The organism is Nitrospira sp. (assembly GCA_029194675.1).
Lineage (GTDB): Bacteria > Nitrospirota > Nitrospiria > Nitrospirales > Nitrospiraceae > Nitrospira_D.
Genome location: JARFXP010000006.1, coordinates 75,168 through 95,192 on the forward strand (window position 1 = coordinate 75,168; position 20,025 = coordinate 95,192).

At 56.4% G+C, this 20,025-nt stretch carries 22 protein-coding genes; 3 read left to right on the top strand and 19 right to left on the bottom strand.

Annotated features, from left to right (window positions below; translation table 11 throughout):
• Positions 1–29: 29 nt before the first annotated feature.
• Entirely contained in the window at positions 30–302 is a 273-nt protein-coding gene (locus P0120_22200; GenBank protein ID MDF0677021.1) for an SDR family oxidoreductase, read from the bottom strand.
• On the opposite strand from P0120_22200, the gene P0120_22205 reads away from it, so the two are divergent.
• Entirely contained in the window at positions 301–765 is a 465-nt protein-coding gene (locus P0120_22205; protein ID MDF0677022.1) for a hypothetical protein, read from the top strand. The two genes, P0120_22200 and P0120_22205, sit on opposite strands and share 2 nt — an antisense overlap.
• Before the next feature lie 153 nt (positions 766–918).
• Here the strand turns inward: P0120_22205 and P0120_22210 are convergent, their stop codons facing one another.
• The 10 genes from P0120_22210 to P0120_22255 all read right to left on the bottom strand — a co-directional run bounded on the left by P0120_22210 (position 919) and on the right by P0120_22255 (position 8,249).
• A complete protein-coding gene (locus tag P0120_22210) occupies positions 919–1,482 on the bottom strand; it encodes an ester cyclase (GenBank protein ID MDF0677023.1) in 564 nt (187 codons plus the stop codon).
• 335 nt (positions 1,483–1,817) lie between these two features.
• Complete coding sequence (locus P0120_22215; GenBank protein ID MDF0677024.1) at positions 1,818–2,120, bottom strand: hypothetical protein; 303 nt, start codon at positions 2,118–2,120, stop codon at positions 1,818–1,820.
• A 95-nt stretch (positions 2,121–2,215) separates the two neighbouring features.
• Positions 2,216–2,605 carry a cupin domain-containing protein gene (locus P0120_22220; GenBank protein ID MDF0677025.1) on the bottom strand — a complete coding sequence of 130 codons (390 nt, stop codon included), beginning with the start codon at positions 2,603–2,605 and terminating at the stop codon, positions 2,216–2,218.
• 104 nt (positions 2,606–2,709) lie between these two features.
• Entirely contained in the window at positions 2,710–4,320 is a 1,611-nt protein-coding gene (locus tag P0120_22225) for a Na+/H+ antiporter (protein MDF0677026.1), read from the bottom strand.
• A 128-nt stretch (positions 4,321–4,448) separates the two neighbouring features.
• Positions 4,449–4,868, bottom strand: coding sequence for a VOC family protein (locus P0120_22230; GenBank protein ID MDF0677027.1), 420 nt, complete (start codon positions 4,866–4,868; stop codon positions 4,449–4,451).
• 27 nt (positions 4,869–4,895) lie between these two features.
• Entirely contained in the window at positions 4,896–5,444 is a 549-nt protein-coding gene (locus tag P0120_22235) for a heme-binding protein (GenBank protein ID MDF0677028.1), read from the bottom strand.
• 37 nt (positions 5,445–5,481) lie between these two features.
• Complete coding sequence (locus P0120_22240) at positions 5,482–6,159, bottom strand: ankyrin repeat domain-containing protein (protein ID MDF0677029.1); 678 nt, start codon at positions 6,157–6,159, stop codon at positions 5,482–5,484.
• Positions 6,160–6,200: 41 nt separating this feature from the next.
• Positions 6,201–6,878 carry a DsbA family oxidoreductase gene (locus P0120_22245; GenBank protein ID MDF0677030.1) on the bottom strand — a complete coding sequence of 226 codons (678 nt, stop codon included), beginning with the start codon at positions 6,876–6,878 and terminating at the stop codon, positions 6,201–6,203.
• Between the two features lie 4 nt (positions 6,879–6,882).
• Complete coding sequence (locus tag P0120_22250) at positions 6,883–7,344, bottom strand: DUF5069 domain-containing protein (GenBank protein ID MDF0677031.1); 462 nt, start codon at positions 7,342–7,344, stop codon at positions 6,883–6,885.
• A gap of 38 nt (positions 7,345–7,382) precedes the next feature.
• Positions 7,383–8,249 (bottom strand): NAD(P)H-binding protein, encoded by an 867-nt coding sequence (locus P0120_22255; GenBank protein ID MDF0677032.1) that lies wholly within the window; start codon positions 8,247–8,249, stop codon positions 7,383–7,385.
• A gap of 324 nt (positions 8,250–8,573) precedes the next feature.
• Between P0120_22255 and P0120_22260 the strand changes: the two genes are divergently transcribed.
• Both P0120_22260 and P0120_22265 read left to right on the top strand, forming a co-directional pair.
• On the top strand, positions 8,574–9,065 hold the full coding sequence (locus tag P0120_22260; GenBank protein MDF0677033.1) for a hypothetical protein: 492 nt from the start codon (positions 8,574–8,576) through the stop codon (positions 9,063–9,065).
• Between the two features lie 287 nt (positions 9,066–9,352).
• Entirely contained in the window at positions 9,353–12,280 is a 2,928-nt protein-coding gene (locus P0120_22265) for a COR domain-containing protein (protein MDF0677034.1), read from the top strand.
• Between the two features lie 581 nt (positions 12,281–12,861).
• On the opposite strand, the gene P0120_22270 is transcribed toward P0120_22265, so the two are convergent.
• The 8 genes from P0120_22270 to P0120_22305 all read right to left on the bottom strand — a co-directional run bounded on the left by P0120_22270 (position 12,862) and on the right by P0120_22305 (position 19,853).
• Positions 12,862–14,004: an ABC transporter permease gene (locus P0120_22270; protein ID MDF0677035.1), complete on the bottom strand. Its 1,143-nt coding sequence runs from the start codon at positions 14,002–14,004 to the stop codon at positions 12,862–12,864.
• Positions 14,001–14,942 (bottom strand): ABC transporter ATP-binding protein, encoded by a 942-nt coding sequence (locus P0120_22275; protein ID MDF0677036.1) that lies wholly within the window; start codon positions 14,940–14,942, stop codon positions 14,001–14,003. The genes P0120_22270 and P0120_22275 overlap by 4 nt, the downstream gene beginning before the upstream one ends.
• Positions 14,939–15,928: an HlyD family efflux transporter periplasmic adaptor subunit gene (locus P0120_22280; protein ID MDF0677037.1), complete on the bottom strand. Its 990-nt coding sequence runs from the start codon at positions 15,926–15,928 to the stop codon at positions 14,939–14,941. Before P0120_22280 ends, P0120_22275 begins: the two co-directional genes overlap by 4 nt.
• Before the next feature lie 4 nt (positions 15,929–15,932).
• On the bottom strand, positions 15,933–16,547 hold the full coding sequence (locus P0120_22285) for a TetR/AcrR family transcriptional regulator (GenBank protein ID MDF0677038.1): 615 nt from the start codon (positions 16,545–16,547) through the stop codon (positions 15,933–15,935).
• A gap of 720 nt (positions 16,548–17,267) precedes the next feature.
• A complete protein-coding gene (locus P0120_22290; protein MDF0677039.1) occupies positions 17,268–17,960 on the bottom strand; it encodes a Slp family lipoprotein in 693 nt (230 codons plus the stop codon).
• 432 nt (positions 17,961–18,392) lie between these two features.
• Positions 18,393–18,707 carry a hypothetical protein gene (locus P0120_22295; GenBank protein MDF0677040.1) on the bottom strand — a complete coding sequence of 105 codons (315 nt, stop codon included), beginning with the start codon at positions 18,705–18,707 and terminating at the stop codon, positions 18,393–18,395.
• Between the two features lie 391 nt (positions 18,708–19,098).
• Entirely contained in the window at positions 19,099–19,530 is a 432-nt protein-coding gene (locus P0120_22300; GenBank protein MDF0677041.1) for a glycine zipper family protein, read from the bottom strand.
• Positions 19,527–19,853: a DUF167 domain-containing protein gene (locus P0120_22305; protein ID MDF0677042.1), complete on the bottom strand. Its 327-nt coding sequence runs from the start codon at positions 19,851–19,853 to the stop codon at positions 19,527–19,529. Before P0120_22305 ends, P0120_22300 begins: the two co-directional genes overlap by 4 nt.
• Between the last annotated feature and the right edge of the window lie 172 nt (positions 19,854–20,025).

Sequence of the window (20,025 nt, forward strand, 5' to 3'; positions counted from 1 at the left end):
CTTATTTCCGCCGTGTGTTAGGCACCGGACTAGGTTGCAAAGCCGCCATCAATCGTCAAGCTCGCCCCAGTCACAAAGCCAGCTTCGGGCCCTGCTAGGTATGCCACCATGGCGGCGATTTCATCCCCACGTCCATAACGCTTCACGGCCATTAACCCCTTCAGTGTTTCTGCAAAAGGGCCATTGGCTGGGTTCATTTCAGTGTCGATAGGCCCAGGTTGAATATTGTTGACTGTGATACCTTGCGGAGCCAGATCACGGGCAAGCCCACGCGTAAATCCAGCGACAGCTGCTTTTGTCATGGCATATACGCTGCCCCCCCACAAATGGCATGCGATCGGCGTTTACGCTGCCAATTGTGATGATACGCCCGCCGTCGCTCATATGACGAGAAGCCTGTTGGGAGGCGGCAAAGACACCACGGATGTTAATCGCAACCATGCGGTCGAAATCCGCGAGAGAATACTGATCGAATGGAGCTATTACAGCTATACCGGCGTTATTGACCAGGATGTCAAGGCGACCAAACGTTTTGATGGTCTCGGTAACGGCACGTTGTACGGCCTCAGGATTGGCACTGTCGGCGCGAATGGCGATCGCTCGTCCGCCGCTTACCTCAATGGCATGCACGACGTCATCGGCCCTCTCCTTTCCTTCGACATAGGTAATGGCGACCTCTGCACCTTCGGCGGCCAAACGTTTGGCGATTGCAGTGCCGATGCCACGCGAGGCACCGGTCACCAACGCAACTTTTCCTTTAAGTGACTGTGTCATGGTCTCTCTCCTTTGATCCTTCTCGAGCTATTCATACCCGTGGCAGCGGCTTCCGCTGAAGCTCGTCAACATGTCCTACCTCGGTCCACTTGGCATCTGGCATGACAGGCTCCTTCAGGCTTCAGAGCGGGAAACACACTACCATCACTGAGCCAATCCCAACTGCTTCATGAACGCCTGGTTGTCCCAGAACAACCATTCCTCAGCCATGGTGGCCCCCTCCCAGCGACCAATGGTGACCATGTTGAGCTTGAAGGCTTTGCCCGTCGGCGGGATCATCTTGCCGCCGCCGATGGGCATCGGTTGGGTGAACGTGCCAGTCATCGTGCCCATGACCGCTGTCCAGTTGCCTGAGGCGATGCGGATCGGGTGGTCGACGATCTTGTGATCGGGCGCAAAGGCGAACGTCGGTTTGAGTGCAGCGATGTGCGGGTCCAGGCCCTTGGTCGTGCTACCATCTGGGTAGTGGACGAGGATGTCCTTGGCGTGGCTCTTGCCGAGGAGTTCCCATTTCTGGTTACTGTAGACATTGAAGTCGAGGTCATCGAAGTTTTCCAGGTTCGCGGTTTCCACTTGGTGCTGGCGCTGGACCTCGGCAAGTTGTTGCTTCATCACGTCAATGTCGGCGTTTGACTGGGCTAGACCGATGCTCGGAGAACCGGCCAGCAGGACAGTACCCAGCACGACGAGATAGGCTCGAGTCTTCATGGAAACCCTCCTTTGTTTGATGGACTGACAATGGTCTCGACGCCGCGATCAACCTTTTACCCGTATCGTAATAGAACCGGTCGTGGACGATTTTTCCGTTTCTCCACTTCGCGACGGACACTTGCTCCATATGAACGGACTGCCCACTTGTCCAGATGAAATCCATCGTACATTCATAAGACGTGACGTTGTCACCCGCGCCGCTGGCTTTCACATCAAAACCCTTCCATTTCTTCACTCCGCTCAGGAATTGCTTTTCTCACTCGATGTTGGCGGTAACCTATAGCACAGTTGGGAGCATCGGTGGCTTTTTTATTGCCAGAGTCGTGAAGTATCTAGGCTAACCCCTTCGTCGGAGGATTCGCGTTGTCTTGCATCACCGTATCCTTATCGTAGAACTCGTTCATCGCCTCGATGATCTTGCCATGGCGGACGTGGCCGAATAGGTCGTTCAGTCGTTGTTGCAGATTGTGATCGCTCCTCGTCGAACTCCTTTCATGTGTTTTTGGATGTGAACATAATCCCGGCTTTCCGCACCTCCTGATAGGGCAGCAGCCACACCAACGATTCATCGCTGAGGTCACCGACTTGAATCCGATTGCCCCACGAATCCCGAAAGTCGCGGCGGAAGCTTGCATATGTCCTTCTCCTGTTCATCAGCTTCAGTCATGTCGGCGAGAAAGATATCGAATCATGCCGAAGTTCTACTCGCCTTGCACGTTAAGTGTCTCTTTCATTGCGTGGGTGAAAGCAGTGGCGTTTTCTTATCCTTCACAAAGAACACGAGAAATTTAGCCGGCTTTGTCTCGCTGGCGTTGTGACCCACCGCATGAATATCGTCCGGTGACTCATAGAAGGTTTGTCCCGGTCCAAGTGTCACCTGCTTTCCGTCCTTCACCTGCATCACTATGGATCCTTCCAGGACATACACGAAGACATGCGCATGATGGCGATGGGCAAGATCCGAAGCACCCGGCGGGTAGTCAACCGTAATCAGGACAACTTCTTTACCGGCAATCTCCTTTAAGTCCTTATTCATGAGTGGGGTGACCTGTCCTGATTCAGCGGACACGGTACTGGCCGTCATGAACAGTCCGATCGATATGATCAATGCCCTTCTCATCGCTTCGCTCCTTTCATCTTTGTATGCATGTGAGCTGTATTCTGATCGGCAATGAGCGGTTCGAGCTTCGCGTGAAGATGCTTCTGCCGGACCTTTGTCGACGGTCACTGAGCATGATGCAACCGTCGTTCGCCGAGCCCCAGCCGCAATGCTTCGACATCCACCTCCTGTTCCAAGCGGTGCAGAACCTCGTCACTGATCGTGCCTTCATCCCGGAGCCGGATCAACGCTGAACGTTCGGCTGCTAGGATCTCTTCTCTGAGTCGAAGAAAGGCTTCGCTCGTTTCTTTCTTACAATCAGGATCGATCTCGGCATTCGGAGAGAAGCGCCGAAGACGTTGACCATAATGCAATTCCAATTGGTCGACATGAGCCGGTTTCGTCCAATCTTCTTTGGTCAATTCGTTCAGACGGGACAATGCCGCCGCAGCCGCCTGTTCCCGCGCATGCATTTCTTCTTCCTCTCCCTCAGGACCACCGGTTATTCCGAGTGTTCGTATCAGCGGAGCCAACGTCAACCCCTGGACGACCAACGTGGCAAGAATCACCATAAAGCTGAGCAGGATGATTTCCGACCGGAAGGGAAATGGTGCGCCGGTGCTGGTTGAAACGGGCAAGGCCATTGCGGCCGCCAACGTCACAATCTCCCGCATGCCCGTCCAAGCCACCAAAAAAATATGAGGCCAAGGCGGCAGCGGGTCCCGGGCACGGAGTGTTGAACTCAGGTATCGGGGGATGGTTGCGATCAAAGGAACCCATCCCAATCGGACGATAATGGCCGCCACGCTAATGAGTGTCCCGCCGATCGCAATGGACCACAATCGATCCGACGGAACGGCTTCCCGAAGCGTGCCCAGCTGCAAACCGATCATGATGAAAATCACACCGTTCAACACGAATACGACTAAATCCCACACGGCACGTCCCTGAAGTCTAGTGCTCGGCGCAACCGCCATGCTGAAATGTTGCCGTAGATAGATGCCTCCGGCAACGCAGGACAGCACCGCAGAGGCATGGATCGATTCACCAATCACCCATGCCACGTAAGGAGCCAATAAGGTCGCTGCGATCTCGGTAAAGCTGTCCTCAACGGCGTGGAGCGCCCATCGCGTCACCCATCCGACACAAACTCCGACCACGACGCCGGCGACCGCAGCATAAACAAATTGGAATAGCGCATCGCCCGGTACGAAACCGCCGCTGACGACCGCTGCCACGGCGGCCCGATAGAGGACTAATGCCGTTGCGTCGTTGACAAGACTTTCGCCTTCTAGGATCGTGACGATCCGGCGCGGCATGTTGAGCCGTTTGCCGATGGCCGTGGCCGATACGGCATCCGGGGGAGACACGATGGCGCCGAGTGCAACGGCTTCAGCCCAACCGAACCCCAACACGGCATGTGCGACTGCCGCGACAACTGCCGTGGTCGCCAGCACAAGCCCCACCGCCAAGAGCGAGATCGGGCGGATGTTCCGGCGGAAATCGCGCCAGGAAGTGAAGTAGGCGGCCGCCCATAGGATCGGAGGCAAGAAGACCAAAAAGACCAGATCGGAATTCAAGGTGACCGTCGGCAATCCCGGCACCATGGCCAATACGAGTCCGCCGACGACGAGTAGAATGGGATAGGGGATCAAGATCCGGCGCGCCACGGTCGTGAGGGCCAGCACGATCGCGAGCAGTAGTATGATGATTTCGAGCTGGTGTAGGCTGTCCATCTCGATACAACACTGGTTAGTAAAGCCGCCCGTTTTCCATCAATACCATTTCTCCATCGAGTTCCTTCTCGGATAGCACTGTTCGGCGAACTCGGCTGCTGTGCAGTGATCGCAGCCGATTCCTTCTTTCACTTCTTGTTTGAGGTGAAGACAATTCCAGTTTTCTGAACTTCCTGGTAAGGGAGGAGCCACACCAACGACTCGTCACTCAGATCACCCACCTGAATACGATTGCCCCATGGATCTCGAAAGTCGCAACGGAAGTTCGGATGGAGCTTCAACTTGTACTTCTTCGTCAGTTTCTTGCGGACTTCTTGAATCTGCTTCGCATCGCGGACCATGAGTCCAAAGTGCTTGGTCCGATCCGGCTGTAATTGCTCGACTTCAAAAATCGCCATGAATTGATGTTCGCCGAGTTTGCACCAGGCTGCTCCTTCGCCGCCTCGTAACATCTTCAGTCCGAAAACGTCCGAGTAGAACTTCACCGCTTTTTTGGCGTCCGTGACTTCAATCACGACATGGTTACAACCATAGACTTGAACGGCCATAATCCCCTCACTACGCTTTTCTTGTGGCTATTTCGGTCCCTGGAATTTCGGCGCCGCGCCGATGCTGTCGAGACCGGCCTGGGCGCAGGCGGCATCCAAATGTCCTCCCGGAGCGCCACCGACTCCGATTCCCCCCACCACGTCACCGTCGATATCGATCGGTAACCCTCCGGCCAGAAATAGGATCTTATCGTTCATATACTGAAGCCCCTGCACCGCCGGCGTTTTGGCAATCAGATCGGCGACATTGGCTGTCGGTCCACGCATGCTCGCAGCCGTATAGGCTTTTTTCTGACTGCTTTCGACGGTATGAGGCCCGGCTCCATCGGCGCGCAAGAACGATCTCACGATCCCGGCCCGATCAACGACTGCCACGCTGACGCGATACCCATCTTGAGCGCATTGGGCCAATGCGGCAGAAGCGGCCTTCGCCGCCAGAGACAGCGGGAGCACCGCTTCTCGCGGCAAGTCTTCTGCTTCAACAATCGCAGGAAAGAATCCGACGATCATCACCGCACCAAGCAGCCCACAGACACATAATTGTCTCAGGAAATGAAACTCGCAATTCCTTCGCATCTTCTCCTCCTTCGTAAATGCAGTCTTGCTCTCTGCTCTATCGGGCGCCGTGCAATTCCAGTACGTGAGCAATCACCTCAAAACCACTTCGTCGAGCATGTTGAAGCGGCGTCACGCCCTGTCTGTCTGAGAGATTGACGTTGACCCCAGCAGACACCAGCATACGGACGATCTCCTGATGCTTCGGTCCGCCGTCGCCGAGCACGATGGCCTCCAACAGCGCCGTCCAACCAAGGTTGTTCACGTGGTCGATGTCAATTTCCGTTTTGAGCAATTCCCGAACCGCTTCGACGTGTCCACGTTCACAGGCTGGGATCAGCGCCGTGCCACCAAAACGGTTGTAGACCTTGAAGTTCGGATTGGCTTTGAGCGTGAGCTTGAGAATGTCGAGGTACCCGCTGGCGCCGGCTAAAAGCAGCGGGCTGTCGAGCTTGTCGTCCTGGGCGTTGACATCCGCACCAGCTTCGATCAGCAGTCTAGCACTTGCGATATGGTTCTGAGCGGTTGCTGCGAGTAATGCCGTGCGCCCTTGCGCATCGCGAGCACGGACGTTGGTTCCCGCTTCCAACAGCCGCCGTATGGTTGAGACATCGTTACGCTCTGCGGCGATGATCAAGGCTTGATCGTCCGCAATGTTTACACCTTGGCCGTAAGCATCAACCATGGTGGCAACGAGGATCAGACCGACTACCCAGGTTATGTGCAGCGTCGTCATCGCTCGTGCAACCATTCTGGTCCCAGCTGCGGAAGGCGCAATCATCCCCGCCGCGGCTTGCCCTCCGCACGATCAGCCTCTCTGCGTTGGAAAACCGAGTGAAGTATTTCAGGAGATTGTGCGCCCGAGATTCCATAGGTTCCATCGAGAACGAAGTACGGCACTCCTCGAATGCCCAGCTCGTGCCCAACCGACTCTTCCGCTTTGACTTCTGCAGCTCCCTCTTCGCTCGCAAGAAACTCGTCCGCGCTCAGTCCTGCTCGATCGGCCAACTCTGCCAGTATCGACTTAGAACCGATATCGGAACCCTCTTCAAAATAGCCTTTGAACAACGATTCCACCACCGCGTCCTGACAACCTTGCTGTCCTGCATACCAAATCAACCGATGGGCTAGGAAGGTGTTCGGGGTTCTGGCAATCTTCTCAAAGGCAAACGGGATCTGCTCGGCCCTTCCGGCCTCTAACAAACGCTGCTCCATTTCCTTAAACCTATCCAGGCTGCCGAACTTGGTTTGAAGATAGACCGTCCGATCCATCCCGCTCTTGGCCATGGTGGGATTCAATTGAAACGGCCTCCATTTCACTTCCACCCCTACGTCATCACGCCGTTTCTTGAGCGCCCGTTCGAGCCGTCGCTTACCGACATAGCACCAAGGACAGACGACATCGGAATAGACGTCGATATGGAGTTTTGGGCCCGGCTCAATCGTCAAAGTCATACTTTCAGTATCGCTTTTCTTCCAGATCATACACGTCGAACCATACATAGACCGGACGAGGTTGCGGCACGAACCTCGGAATGTATTCCTCCAGGTACTGTTGTGCCTGGAGACTCATGTCGCTCAACCGCATATCACGCATCGCATTATTCCATTTCAGCACCTCATCCGCGTCCTTGACCTTGGATGCACCAGAGATCCAGGTCGCGATCTCCTCATCGTTCGCTCCCGTCGCGACGACGTCCTTGAACTGTTCGGGCGTGATCCCGGTGAATGCAAACCATTGGCTCGCCAACGAACAGGGCCAATAGTTGTACTCGCCGTTCATGCCCAGCAAGAACGCCCGGCACTTATCCGCGCAACGAGCCGCAATCACATAACCGCCCAGCTTCTCTCGCGGACTCCGCGGGTAGCCCTCTCGGAGATCCTTGGCCAGCTTTCTCACTTTGTCGAGGTCCGTCTTCATAGTGGTCTCCTTATGTCTTGCGCATGCTGGCGCGAGGTTCATCCGGCCTTCACAAGTCCATTCAAAACCTCGGCCAGCGTAATTCGGCCTCGAATCACCGACGCAGGATGCTCGTAGTGAATCGTGCCGGTCGAGAAGGCGGCATACATCTCTTCAAAAAGTCTTGCCGCCTCATCCGAAAACCCAAACGACTTGAACGTCGGAACAACGGCATTTAGGGGCGCATGTTGAGGTGTTACCGTTTTCCCCAAGATCTGACCGAGTGCTGAAGCAACCTCATCAGGGCTGTAGTCTGCCGGACCTGCCATTTCCACGATCTGTTTGGCCAGTCCACCGGCGATCAATTGCTCCGCTGCGATCCTACCGATATCCTTGGTTGAAATCATGGGAACCTTGGCCTGAGGCGCGATGAATGTCGGAAGAATTCCCTCTGCTTTCGCCGCGCCAATCACCGGCGTCCAGTTATCCATAAAATAGCAAGGTCGAAGAATGGTCAGGCGCTTAGCAACCCGGCCGAGAGCTTGTTCGCCATAACTCGCGGCTCGGATTGGGCCGGTCTTTCCGGCAATATGTCCGCCGACCGACGACAGAAAGACTACATGCTCCACCCCACTCTTCTGAACGGCCTCTGCAGCCCGATCCATCCGTGCTCGTTGATCCGCCAACCATGCCTCGGCACCGTAATTTGGCGGCACCAACAAATAGACTCCCTTCGCCCCTTCGAAAGCCTTGGTTGAGGCCGATACATCGTCAAGCGATGCGACGACGACATCCGCGCCTTTCGCTTTCCAGACTGCCCCCTTGTCGGCCGAGCGGACGATGATCCGAACCGGCTGTTTCTTACTCAATAACGTCTCCACGACTGCAGATCCAGTATTCCCGGTAGCCCCTACGACAACAAACATGTTGAGTTCTCCTCTCCTTACCGACCTTGCGAACAATCAGTGACACAAGCTGGATGATGGCGTCACAACCCTTGGTTGTAAAGCACCCCCAAATCCTTTCCGGAAGAAGCCACCATCATAATAAAAATGTCTTGGCAACTTGCATTCCACTGAAACAGCTTGCATGAGGAAAATCCGATACCGCTGTAATTAGTGAGGATTCGTTGCGTGGGAACCTGAATTTGAGAAAATGAGAGACGCAGATCAGTGACGAGGCAGCGGCACAGTGCCGAATGGTCGGCTTCTCTCTACTAGGCGTACGCTACCCTCAGCTGAGGGGTGCTGATGACAGCTCCACTCATTCGCGTCGGGATTCCAACCGTCATTCTCATCCTGTCAGGGGTGATCAGTGCTGATTCTGCACTCGCATCGGATGAGCGCTCCCTACCATCCCGGGTCAGTTCAGTAAGAATCTCCGTCGCATCGTATGAACGAGTTCCCATCGCCACAATGTTGGCGCATCCGGATCGCTATCAGATGAGGGATATCCACATCGCCGGAACCGTCATGGCGGTTCAGACCGAGACCATCACGAATCAACTGATCTGTGGAAGCGCCCATGAACGGACGACACTCACGCTGGAAGATGACAGCGGACAGATCGAGGTGATTGATCAAGGGGCCTGTGGGAAGAATGTGGGGGCGTTGAAGGCGCCGATGCTGAAGGCAGGCCAACAGATCGATCTCCTAGTGCAGATCATGATCCCAACCAACTCGGGCACTTCCGCCTCATCGGTGGAAGCAACCATCCGCTATATCGACCTAGCGCGAGAGTAGGTGCAGACAGACTCACAGGAGCCGCTGCTGATCTGCATGCTGCTTCTCCCATTCTTCGATATCGACCGTTCGACCGGATCGCACATCAGCCATCGCTGGTAGTATCGGCAGCCGATCCATTGCTACTTCCTCGCGTTGCAACCTCTCCGTCAATCGAGTGTCTATTCCGCTCGTGTCTTAGGCTGGCCGCATTGACAGCCTTATTCATTCAGCAGTACCTTCCCGCAAGAGATAAGTACGTATGACCTGCATAGACACCCCACAATAGTGTCACCGACATGGATGGCATGGACATCGCTCGGCGGCTGATTGCCGATGAGAGAGAAAAGAAAACCGGCTTCCTCGATCTCGGCAACCTTGGGCTTACGGAACTCCCGGTCGAGCTGCTCACACTCATCCATTTGTGCGGATTGAATCTCGGCCATGGGTATGTGGACGGGCAGGGGGAATATCACGAGTCGAGCAACGGCAATGAGGACAGCGCCAACAGGCTACCTGCCTTGCCGAGCAGCTTCGGCACGTTGAGAAATCTGGTCACGTTGTCTCTGCGCGGCAACCCTCTCATCGATCTCGGCCCCCTGCGCGCGCTCACCGCTCTGCAGCAGCTGAACTGCTGGAACACGGCGGTCACCGATCTCAGCCCGCTCCACGCGCTCACGGCTCTGCAGACCCTGAAGTGCTCGTACACACCGATCACTGATCTCAGCCCCCTCCGCGCGCTCACCGCTCTGCAGACCCTGGAGTGCTCGGGCACCCAGGTCACCGATCTCAGCCCCCTCCACGCGCTCACGGCTCTGCAGACCCTGAAGTGCTCGTCCACCCAGATCACTGATCCCAGCCCGCTCATTGGCACCATGAGTTTGCAGAAACTCACTGTGAACTACTGCCGGCTCGACGACTTCCCACGGCAGTTGCTCTTCCAGCAGAGCCTCCGTGACCTCACTCTCCACCAAACGACTATTCCTGGGATACCGGCGGAAGTACTCTCAGATTCTGATTACTCGAGTTGCCTCAAAGATTTACGCGAGCACCTGGTCGATGCGGAGAGCGGCCTTGAAAAAGTGCTTGAGGCAAAGCTTCTCGTGCTGGGGAACGGCCGAGTCGGCAAGACCCAGATCTGTCGTCGCCTGCGCGGGCTTCCGTACGACGAGACAGTGACTTCCACGCATGGCATCACCGTCACTGCAGAACCTTGGGTCGGCTCAATGACCGGAGAGGTGCTGAACATTTGGGACTTCGGCGGGCAGGATATCTATCACGGAGCCCACACGCTGTTCATGAAGACCAGCGCGGTCTTCCTGATCGTCTGGCATCCTGATTTTGAGACCACGGGTGAACAGTCCGCCGACGGGATCTGGTTCCGCAACTACCCGCTCCCCTACTGGCTGGAATACGCGCGTACGCTGGGGCGGAATGACTGCCCGGTCCTCGTCGTGCAGGCTCGCTGCGACCGGCCGGAACAGGAAGTCCATCGCCTGCCGGCTGACGATACATCTCTCCAATTTACCTTTCTCAAGCCCTGCTGGTACAGCGCGAAGACCCAACGGGGCCATGGGGCTCTCGAAGAGGCGCTGCGAGACGCCATCCAGTATCTGCGCGAGCGGGACGGCATCGCCACGATCGGGGTGGGACGAGCACGCGTGCTGCGCCAACTCGAGGCGTGGCGGAACGAGGACCAAGCCCTTCCCACAGCGGAGCGACGTCACCGGACCTTGTCCCAGGCAGAATTCCACACTCTCTGCGAGCAGATTGGCGGCGTCCGGTCGCCGGAACATCTGCTCACGTACTTGCACAATCTCGGCGTGGTCTTCTACCAGCCCCACCTCTTCGACAATCGGATCATCCTGGATCAATCGTGGGCGCTGGAGGCTGTCTACACCCTGTTCGACCGCCGGAAGGCCTATCCGCTCATTCAGAGCCTACGTGGTCGATTCACACAGTCACTCCTGGCGATGACGGCTTGGCGCGACTACTCCGAGCCGGAGCAACGGCTCTTTCTGAGCCTGATGGAGTCCTGCGGGATCGTGTTCGTTCATCGTAAGGCGGATCCAAAAATAGGATTTGCCACCGAATACCTCGCGCCGGATCTGCTTCCCGATAAGGGTGCGGTAGCCGATCAGCTTGCCGGACGGTGGAACGACACAGACGAGGGCTGGCGCCTCGAATACAGCTATCCGTTCCTGCATCCGGGTCTGATGCGCACCCTCCTGTGCGACGTCGGCAGGCGATCCCAAGAAGCCGGTGTCTATTGGAAATTCGGCGTCTGGCTCTATGAAAAATCGACAGGCTGTCGTGCCCTACTTGAGCAGCAGATGGATAACGAGCGCCAAGGCCGAATCATCCTCAACGTGCGGGGTCACCGGCACCAAGAGCTGGTCCGTTGGCTGTGCGAACGGATCGAGCAGTGCAACCGGCTGTTCGGCTATCCCAAGCTGAAACCCGCAGTGGGCGACTTCGGCCCGAGTCTCCACGCTCGGCAGCGAGCTGCGACAGGCCGAGGTGCCGCGCCGAAGGTCGGCGGCCTGTCAGATCGATTGTCCGTAGACCTTGGCGCCATGGAGCCGGCAGGCGGGCTGGTGGCTCTGGAACCGACCTTCGACAAACCACCGGAGTCCTTTTTCCCTTCACGCGAGCCCCAGGTTTTCATTTCCTATGCGTGGGGCGACGACACTCCAGCCGGCCGACAGCGAGCGAAGGTCGTGGACGATCTCTGCACAGCCCTCGGTCGACAGGGCATCACGGTCCGTCGCGATCGCGACGAGATGCGGCCAGGCGATCTGATCAGCGAGTTCATGGACCGATTGGCTGAGGGTGACTTTGTGATTGTCATCATCAGCGACAAATATCTTCGGTCGGAGTACTGCATGTATGAGCTGTTTCGGATCTATCGCAACTGCGCGCATAAACCGGATCGCTTCCGCAAGAAGGTGATCCCCATCATCCTACCTGACTCAAATATTGATAGCACGGACAACAGGCTGGAACGGGCGATTTACTGGACCAATGAGGAAGCGAAACTAAAGCTCCGCGTCAAGAACAATCTCGAGGCAGTTGGCCCCAAGCCATATACGAAATTCTGGTCAATGGGTGAATTCGCGCACCACACGTCAGACATGCTGGAAGAATTGGTGGACCAACTGCAGCCACGCGATTTCGAGCGCCAGGCCCAGGAAGGATTTAAATCGGTGCTTGAGCAGATTGCGAGAAGACGTTGAGCGAATGGAAATCACCGGTGACACGCTTACTCCCCATCGACACACGGTCATCACTCAAATATCTCCGATCACCGGACACACCGGACCATCCGGCTTGAAACTCGCCTCATACGTGAGCAGGCGCAGGTGTTCGACGTGGGCCTACACCAAGAAGATGCGGTCGAAGGGGTCACGATGGTGAAGCGGCATTCGATCAAGGGCCAGGGCAATCTTCATGACCACCTCCCAGAGTGAGGCGGCATGATCCGAGAATATGCGGCAGGGGGCGGGCGGGCTCATGTCTGTTCCGCTAAGGCACTGGGATCCGGCGTGGCAGGAATGCGATTGAGACGCTGAATCAGGTCAGGCCATGTAAAGGCACCATGCCTGCCGTGGTTCTTGTAGAGTCGGATAAGAACCGTGGTGGGTCAGCCCCTTCAAGAGTCCAACCTTCTCGATCGTACTCGGCATGCACCGCCATCGGCGTGTGGACACGCACCGATTGTTGCACCTACTCCCACCCGTTGACCTTCTGGTCTTACTCATTTATAGCCCCTTCGCTATCGCATTGACTTAAGGCGGCTCCACGTCCAGGAACTCTCCTAATCCAGTGTCTGGCGGTATCGCTTGACGCCGATCGCCAAGGCAACAACGGCGAAGAGGGCGATCTGCCATAACTGAAGCACAATCTCTTCTGCCCCATTTCCTTTCAGCATGATGCCCCGCACGATCCTAAGAAAGTGGGTCAGCGGCAGCAGCTCGCCGATCATTTGCGCCCACTGAGGCATCCCGCGGAACGGGAACATGAACCCCGAGAGCAACAACGACGGCAAGAAGAAAAAGAACGAGAGCTGCACGGCCTGCAACTGGTTCTGTGCCATGGTGGAAAAGGTGATTCCCATCGCCAAGTTGGCTGTAATGAAGACCAACGCGGCGAGGAACAGCATGGGGACGTCGCCGTACACAGGCACCTTGAAAAGCAGGTGAGCCGCCAGGAGAATGAGCGCCACTTGGACATAGCCCACAAGAATATACGGAAGCACCTTGCCGATCATGACCTCGAACGGCCGTGTCGGCATCGAGAGCAGATTTTCCATGGTGCCGCGTTCGCGCTCACGCGTAATTGCCAAGCCGGTGATCATCACCATCGTCATGGTCAGCACCACGCCCATCAAGCCCGGCACGATGTTGTATTGTGTGATAGCCTCGGGGTTGTATCGCGCGTGGATACGCAAATCGATCGGATCGTCACCTTGAGACAGAAACGCTAAAGGCCCCTTGAAATCTTGCCGGAGTGCCGTCCCCGCCAACAGGCGCAGCGAGCCGATGGCATTGCTGGTTGCCGCCGGATCTGTGGCATCGGCTTCGACAAGGATAGCTGGTCGCTCGCCGCGGACTACGTCACGCGAAAAGTTTGGCGGAATATTGATCACGAACTGCACGTCGCCCCGCGCGAGAACCTCCTTCGCTTCCTGCTCGCTCGTCACCTGCCGGGTGAATTCGAAGTAGTCGCTGTTCCGTATCGCCTGGAGGACGGTTCGTCCATGAGGACCGTAATCGGCGAGAAGCACCGCCGTCGGCAAGCGCTTCGGGTCCGTGTTGATGGCAAAGCCGAAGAGAATGAGTTGGATCAACGGAATGCCGATCATCATCCCGAAGGTTACCCGGTCTCGTCGCATCTGAATGAACTCCTTGACGACGATGGCCCAGAAACGGGAGGGAGAAAATGTCCATCGCAGACTCATGACGTGACCTCATTCGAGGATCGATGCATGAGATGGATGAACACGTCTTCCAGACCAGTGGGCACGCGCTGCCATTCATACGGCGCAGCACGAGACGCCGAAACCGTCGCGTCGAGCGCGACAGGGTCGTCTCCGCTCACGTGCAACCGATCACCAAACGCGACGGCTTGTTGCACGCCTGGTTGTCGGCGCAAGATTCCCGCCAATTGCTGAAGATCCGGCCCACTGACGGACCAAGTGGTAAGCTGCGCCTGGATGATGACATCGGCGACAGTTCCATAGGTGAGTAACTTCCCATAGGCGATGTAGGCAAGGCGATGGCAGCGCTCGGCTTCATCCATATAGTGGGTGGTGATCAAGAAGGTGAGGCCTTCGGCGGCCAATTCGTGAATCTGTTCCCAAAATTCTCTGCGCGCTTTCGGATCGACGCCGGCCGTCGGTTCATCCAAGAGCAATAACTTGGGCCGATGGATCAGACAGGCCGCCAACGCAAGTCGCTGCTTCCACCCTCCCGACAACTGACCGGCCAGCTGCTCTCGTCGATCGGTGAGGCCCAACCGCTCGAGGCTCTGCTCGACGGACTCGCGGCGACGATGAACTTCAAACATCCGGGCAACGAAATCGAGATTCTCGGCGATGCTCAAGTCTTCGTAGAAACTGAACCGCTGGGTCATGTAACCCACCGCGGCTTTGATGGCTTCGCTTTCGGTGATGACGTCGTAGCCGAGACAGGTACCGCTCCCTCCATCCGGGTGCAGGAGACCGCACAGCATGCGGATGAACGTCGTCTTGCCGCTGCCGTTCGGCCCGAGGAAGCCACAAATCTCGCCACGACGTACCTGCAGCCCGATGTTGTCGACCACGGTCCGTGACCCAAACCGCTTGGTCATGCCCTGTACGTCGATGACCAATTCTTGTCCGTTGACATCCTGGTTCATGGAGCACCGTTGAATCGTACATCCACCGGTTGACCGGGGTGCAGATTGCGCGCGGTATCCTGGTCAAACAGCGCTTCAATCATGAAGACCAGCTTCTCGCGGTTCTCCTGGCTATAGATGACCGGCGGGGTATACTCTGCCCGTGGAGAAATATAGCCCACCTTTCCCTGAACCATGCCCTGCACACCATCAACCGTGATCTGGACTACATCGCCGAGTTTGATGGTCCCAACCCTTGTCTCAGGTACAAACGCACGCACTTTGATGTGGTCGGGCGGCAGCAGGACAACCACGGGACGTCCGGCAGCTACCCATTCTCCTTCACGGTACAGGGTGTCGAAAACCAACCCTGCCTTCGGCGCCGCTTGGCGTTTTTGCGCGAGAGCCCATTCTGCCCCGGCCAACGCCGCTTCCCTTGCACGAACCTCTGCTTCGGCTGCCGCGACTTGATCCGCACGAGCCCCTAACACCGCTGTGTTCAGATCGGCTTTCAGTTGCGCGACCTGCTGTTGATTCTGGTCCCGTGCCGCGCGTGCGCGATCCAATTCCATTTCCACTACGGCACCGGGCATAGCCTTGAGCCCTTCCTGTCGCGTGACTTCTTGCACAGAAAGGCGCAGCGCTGCCTGCGCATATTTCAGTTGCGCCCTGAGCGATTCGATCTCAGAGGGCCGTTTTCCCTTCTTCGCATCATCGAGGTTGGCCAGCGCTTGGCTGAGTTTCTTCGCTGCTTCGTCACGGGCGGCTTGCTCTGACACCTGTTCCAGGGCGAAAAGGGGATCGCCCGCACTGACCTGTTCTCCACGCCGTACGGACAAGGATGCAAGCGCACCGGCATAGGGCGAAGCCACGTAGACGTATTCACCCTCGACGTAGCCCTGAACTTGATCGGACGAAGATCGTCCACAGCCCGACTGGACCACGGCAACCACCAGCGTGAATGCCAGAATCAGCCCCTGCGTAGTTCCTGGACGACCTACAGCCATCGGTTCACCGATTGCGCCGGTTGTTCAGTGCCCCTTCGAGGATGATTCGAATGATTGATGAGTATCCAGTTTCTAAAGTCAGGCCAAGTTCCACCAGTTTGGGAGGATTCATGATCGTCTGTACGGCTCCGAGTAGGATCTCGATAATGAGATGAACGGGGATATCGTTTCTGATGAGGCCGGCCTTCCGCCCTTCTTCAAACAGTTCGCCGAAGTGCTGGCGGATCAAGTCTCGACGACGCCGTTCGATGACCTGAAATAGCTCGGGCAGCTCACGCCCGATGTCCCGCACAAATGGTGGTTGAATCTCAGCTGTGTGTTGTTGCACACAATCCAGCAGGTTCCGGAGCGTCGTCTCGACACTCCGCCCGGCTTTTCTTTTCAGACGAGAGAGGTCTGCTTCGACTTCCCCGAACTTCTCCTGCATGATGGCTTGGACGAGCACGGTCTTGCTGGGGAAATGGGCGTACAAGGTTTTCTTGCTCATCCCGAGTTCGGTGGCAATATCGTCCATGCTGACCGCTCTGAATCCATGGGTGAAGAATTGTCGCCGGGCCGCGCGGACGACCCTATCGGCTGGAGAACGACTCGGAATGATTTTGCCTGTTGACTTCTTCATACGGGACGGATCATATGAGCACTAGAGAAACTAAAATGGTTTTATAAGTTTCCTGCATGAGTTGTCAATCAGGAAATCTCCTCCTTTAGCAGGCTGCGGAAAACCCCCTTCGTTCATCCTTCGGGAGCCTCAGGACGAACGAAGCGGTGATTAAATATGCTGAGGTTTCCGTTCCAGTTGAGCCCTTCGACTGATCTCACGACGGGTCTGGCGAAGCACGGAAACCGCGTTTTCTACAGCCCTGCTAAGTGTTTCTTCTCTGGGGGTGGCGTCGATCCTGGAGCCCGTTGGCCACAGTGGAAGAGGTCGACTGAGGATGGGTGGAGCGAGAATGAACGGGCTGGGTCGCTAACCGCACCCGCTGATCCTTACTGTTGCCCTTGATGGGCCGTTCAACCGCGCGACCTAACTGATGAGTCTTGATCGATTCGCGTCCGTCGTGAAATTTCTTGTTCCTGACAAACCCGGACACCATTCTCGCGTGGGGAAGTAGATGCGGAGGAGAACCAGCAGAGATTCTTCTAGCGGACTATCGATTGTGCGGGCAAGTGATGTCGAGGCAGGGCGCTTTCTCGTCTACAACCCTCTACCCCATTCCCACCCGCTGGCTTCATAGCACTTTCCCTTGAGACGGCTCGCTTCGGATACAATGCAAATCAGAATTGTTCTGTAAACCGACCATCATTCAACACTTGCCCAGCACGGCTGCTCCAGCTTCAGTTACAACCCTTCAGAATGAGTTTGTTGTTTGTCACCTCGACTCTCGCTAATGGGCAAGGATTTCCCGCCGTCATCTCTCAGACAGAATGTTTGTTCTTCAGCGGGATGATGTCCCATCGGACCTCCATAATAAGAAAAGTCCGCCGCTTCCGCTTCCCGGGTATTCCAAATGTGAAGACACTGCGCCAGAAGGTGCGGCAGCACTCTCGGAGCTCCACCGATTATTTCCGTGCTGGCTCTCTCGGTCATTCCGACAACGACGAGTTTGTTGCCTCTCTGCAACATGCTGGATTCCGGAGAGCCGTTAAAGGCAACGGCGTACCAGAATGAGTCTCCGCGTTCCACACTCTTAGTACCATATGTCGTATGGTTCTCGATGGGCTGCGCCTCGACAAGAAGGACGACACCTTCCGGTTTCCGAACAACCTCTATGATTTCTCCTCCCAATTCCACTTTGTGTGAGACAAAGTCGTCGTTCGACGGGTGATAGGTCTGTTGCTGCCAAGCCTCGAGGTCAAAGGTATTGGTTTCGACGTTTTTCATCACCTCTGGAGGAAACATCGGTATGATTGTGCAGGCTTCCAACAATACACACATCGCAAACAGTCCGATCATGCGCATGGCAAATCTTCTCCCTTGCTCCAGCACTCCAAAAACAACGGTCGGTGAGAGCGCTAAGAATATCGACATCATTGACCTTCATCTCCCTTGATCTGTAAAAAGTATATCGTTCGAATATGAATGGTCCATGATGAGATCGTGAAGAAATCTTCACCAGCAATCCTGCATAAATACTGATCCGTCCCCGGTATGAGTTTCTCGATCTTCAACATGACGTATCGCCAGGCTTCTTCGCGTGAACCGTTGTCCAGCGTGACAAAGGAAGGTCAGTTGCCTATCCGAAGGAGTTGAGCCGGCATGAGGAGGATGCGGTTTTGCCACGTGGCAGACTGGAAATCCTCAGGCAAGCACAGAGATATTGGCAGGAATACGCTTGGGAGAGTGAATCAGGTCAGACGGTGTCGAAGTCACATGTCCGCTGTGGTCTTTGTAGATTCGGAGAGGGATGGTAGTGGATCGGGGGATGCCTTACGTCTACTGATAGGAACCAAACGACCTTTCGGACTACTCCCAACCGCTGACTTCATAGCCCTTTTCCTTAAGACAGCCCGAGACGGCATCGGCATATCGCGGTTCCGGTTCCAACGGCTTGAATGTTCCACCGAGTAGTCCAACGACCAATCCAAGACCGCTACCGGCAGCGGCCCCGATCGTCACTCCTGGTAATCCCCCCATCACCCCAGCCGACGCGCCGACCGCACCACCGAGCGTCAGGCCGAGTATGGCGCCGGTCGCCGCATTCGCGCTCTGGTGCACACCAGGCTGCAACCCGGTCCCTTCAACTTTCTTCCGACAGGATTCAACCTCCTGCTGAGCCATCTCTCTGCCATACAAGTGAAGTTGTTTATTGGACCGGAAGATCGGCTGTGGGTCAGTGCAGGAGGTAAGGGTTATGAGTGCCGCATACACAACAAGACGATGCCATGACCGATTGACCACAAAAACCCCTTTGAATGCTTTCCCTGCTTTTCTTCACTTCTCACCCTTTGGAGCAAATGTCGAGGCTTTTTCAATTGCGCACATATCTAGTGGTTTTGTTCTACTTGCTCCTATCTTTCTTTCCCTACTCTTTCCATCAGGGCTGCGTACGGGAGGGGTTCCTCCTGCGCGCATGCATCGAGCACCGCCCTTAATTTTTACTCAGATTGTGTCTCGTGTGAGCGATGCGCGAGCACAGGAACATTTCCCGTACGCAGCCCTCCCCTCTCCCTCACTGCCAGCCTGTCACTTCATATCCCTTCTCTTGCAAACAGCGGTTGACGAAATTCGTGTAAGTCTGGTTTGGTTGCGAGGGACTCGCAGCATGAAACAAACCGGTCAGGAGCCCCCAGACCGCTCCACTCGCAGCACCGATCATCGATCCTCGTCCCGCTCCTCCGAAAATCGCTCCCCCAACCGCTCCACTTGCGGCACCGACTCCGGCGCCGACGGCCGTGCTCGTTGCGACACGTCCTCCCTTGCTTCCTCCACCTTCCACCGCGCCTGCCGACTCTGCCAACTGCCGACAGGCTTCGATATCACGCTCCGCCCCGTCTTTTCCCACCGACTCCAGCTGGGCATTGGGATAGAGCACCGGACGTGCGCTGGAGCAGGCTGAGAGCATCAACAGCGCGAGGACGGCGCTCATTCGTAATCCCTTCATATCCGCTCCGTTTCTTGCTCGTTTCGCGACAGCAATCGAGCCAAGAGCACCTGAGCCGAGACATCCTTCACACACAGTCGTTTGCGCCGAGCTTCGGTCCCTGCGTGAATGCGTACGTTTGCGCGCGGCACAGCACACCGCTCGGCGATGAAGCAGATCAGTTCGTCGTTGGCGGCACCGTCGATCGGGCGAGCTGCCAGGCGGATCTTTATAGCGTCGCCATGAATTCCGACGCACTCAGTACGTGAAGACCCGGGTTGGACATGTACGGTCAGGAGCGCCCCGCGCTCACTATCCCGTGCGATGGTAGGAAGGGAATTCACTAGCCCACATTATTCATGACAGTTCGTCGCGAGATTGCGGAGTCGCCAAGCGAGACGGGCGCACGGAGGCGCGAGGAAGGGAAGCAGACTTGAAACAGTCCGTTGACAGACCGAGCAGCGAGTCCGCCCGCCTGGCCACGATAAGCTCCTGGCAAGGCTTGTCGCAGCGGCG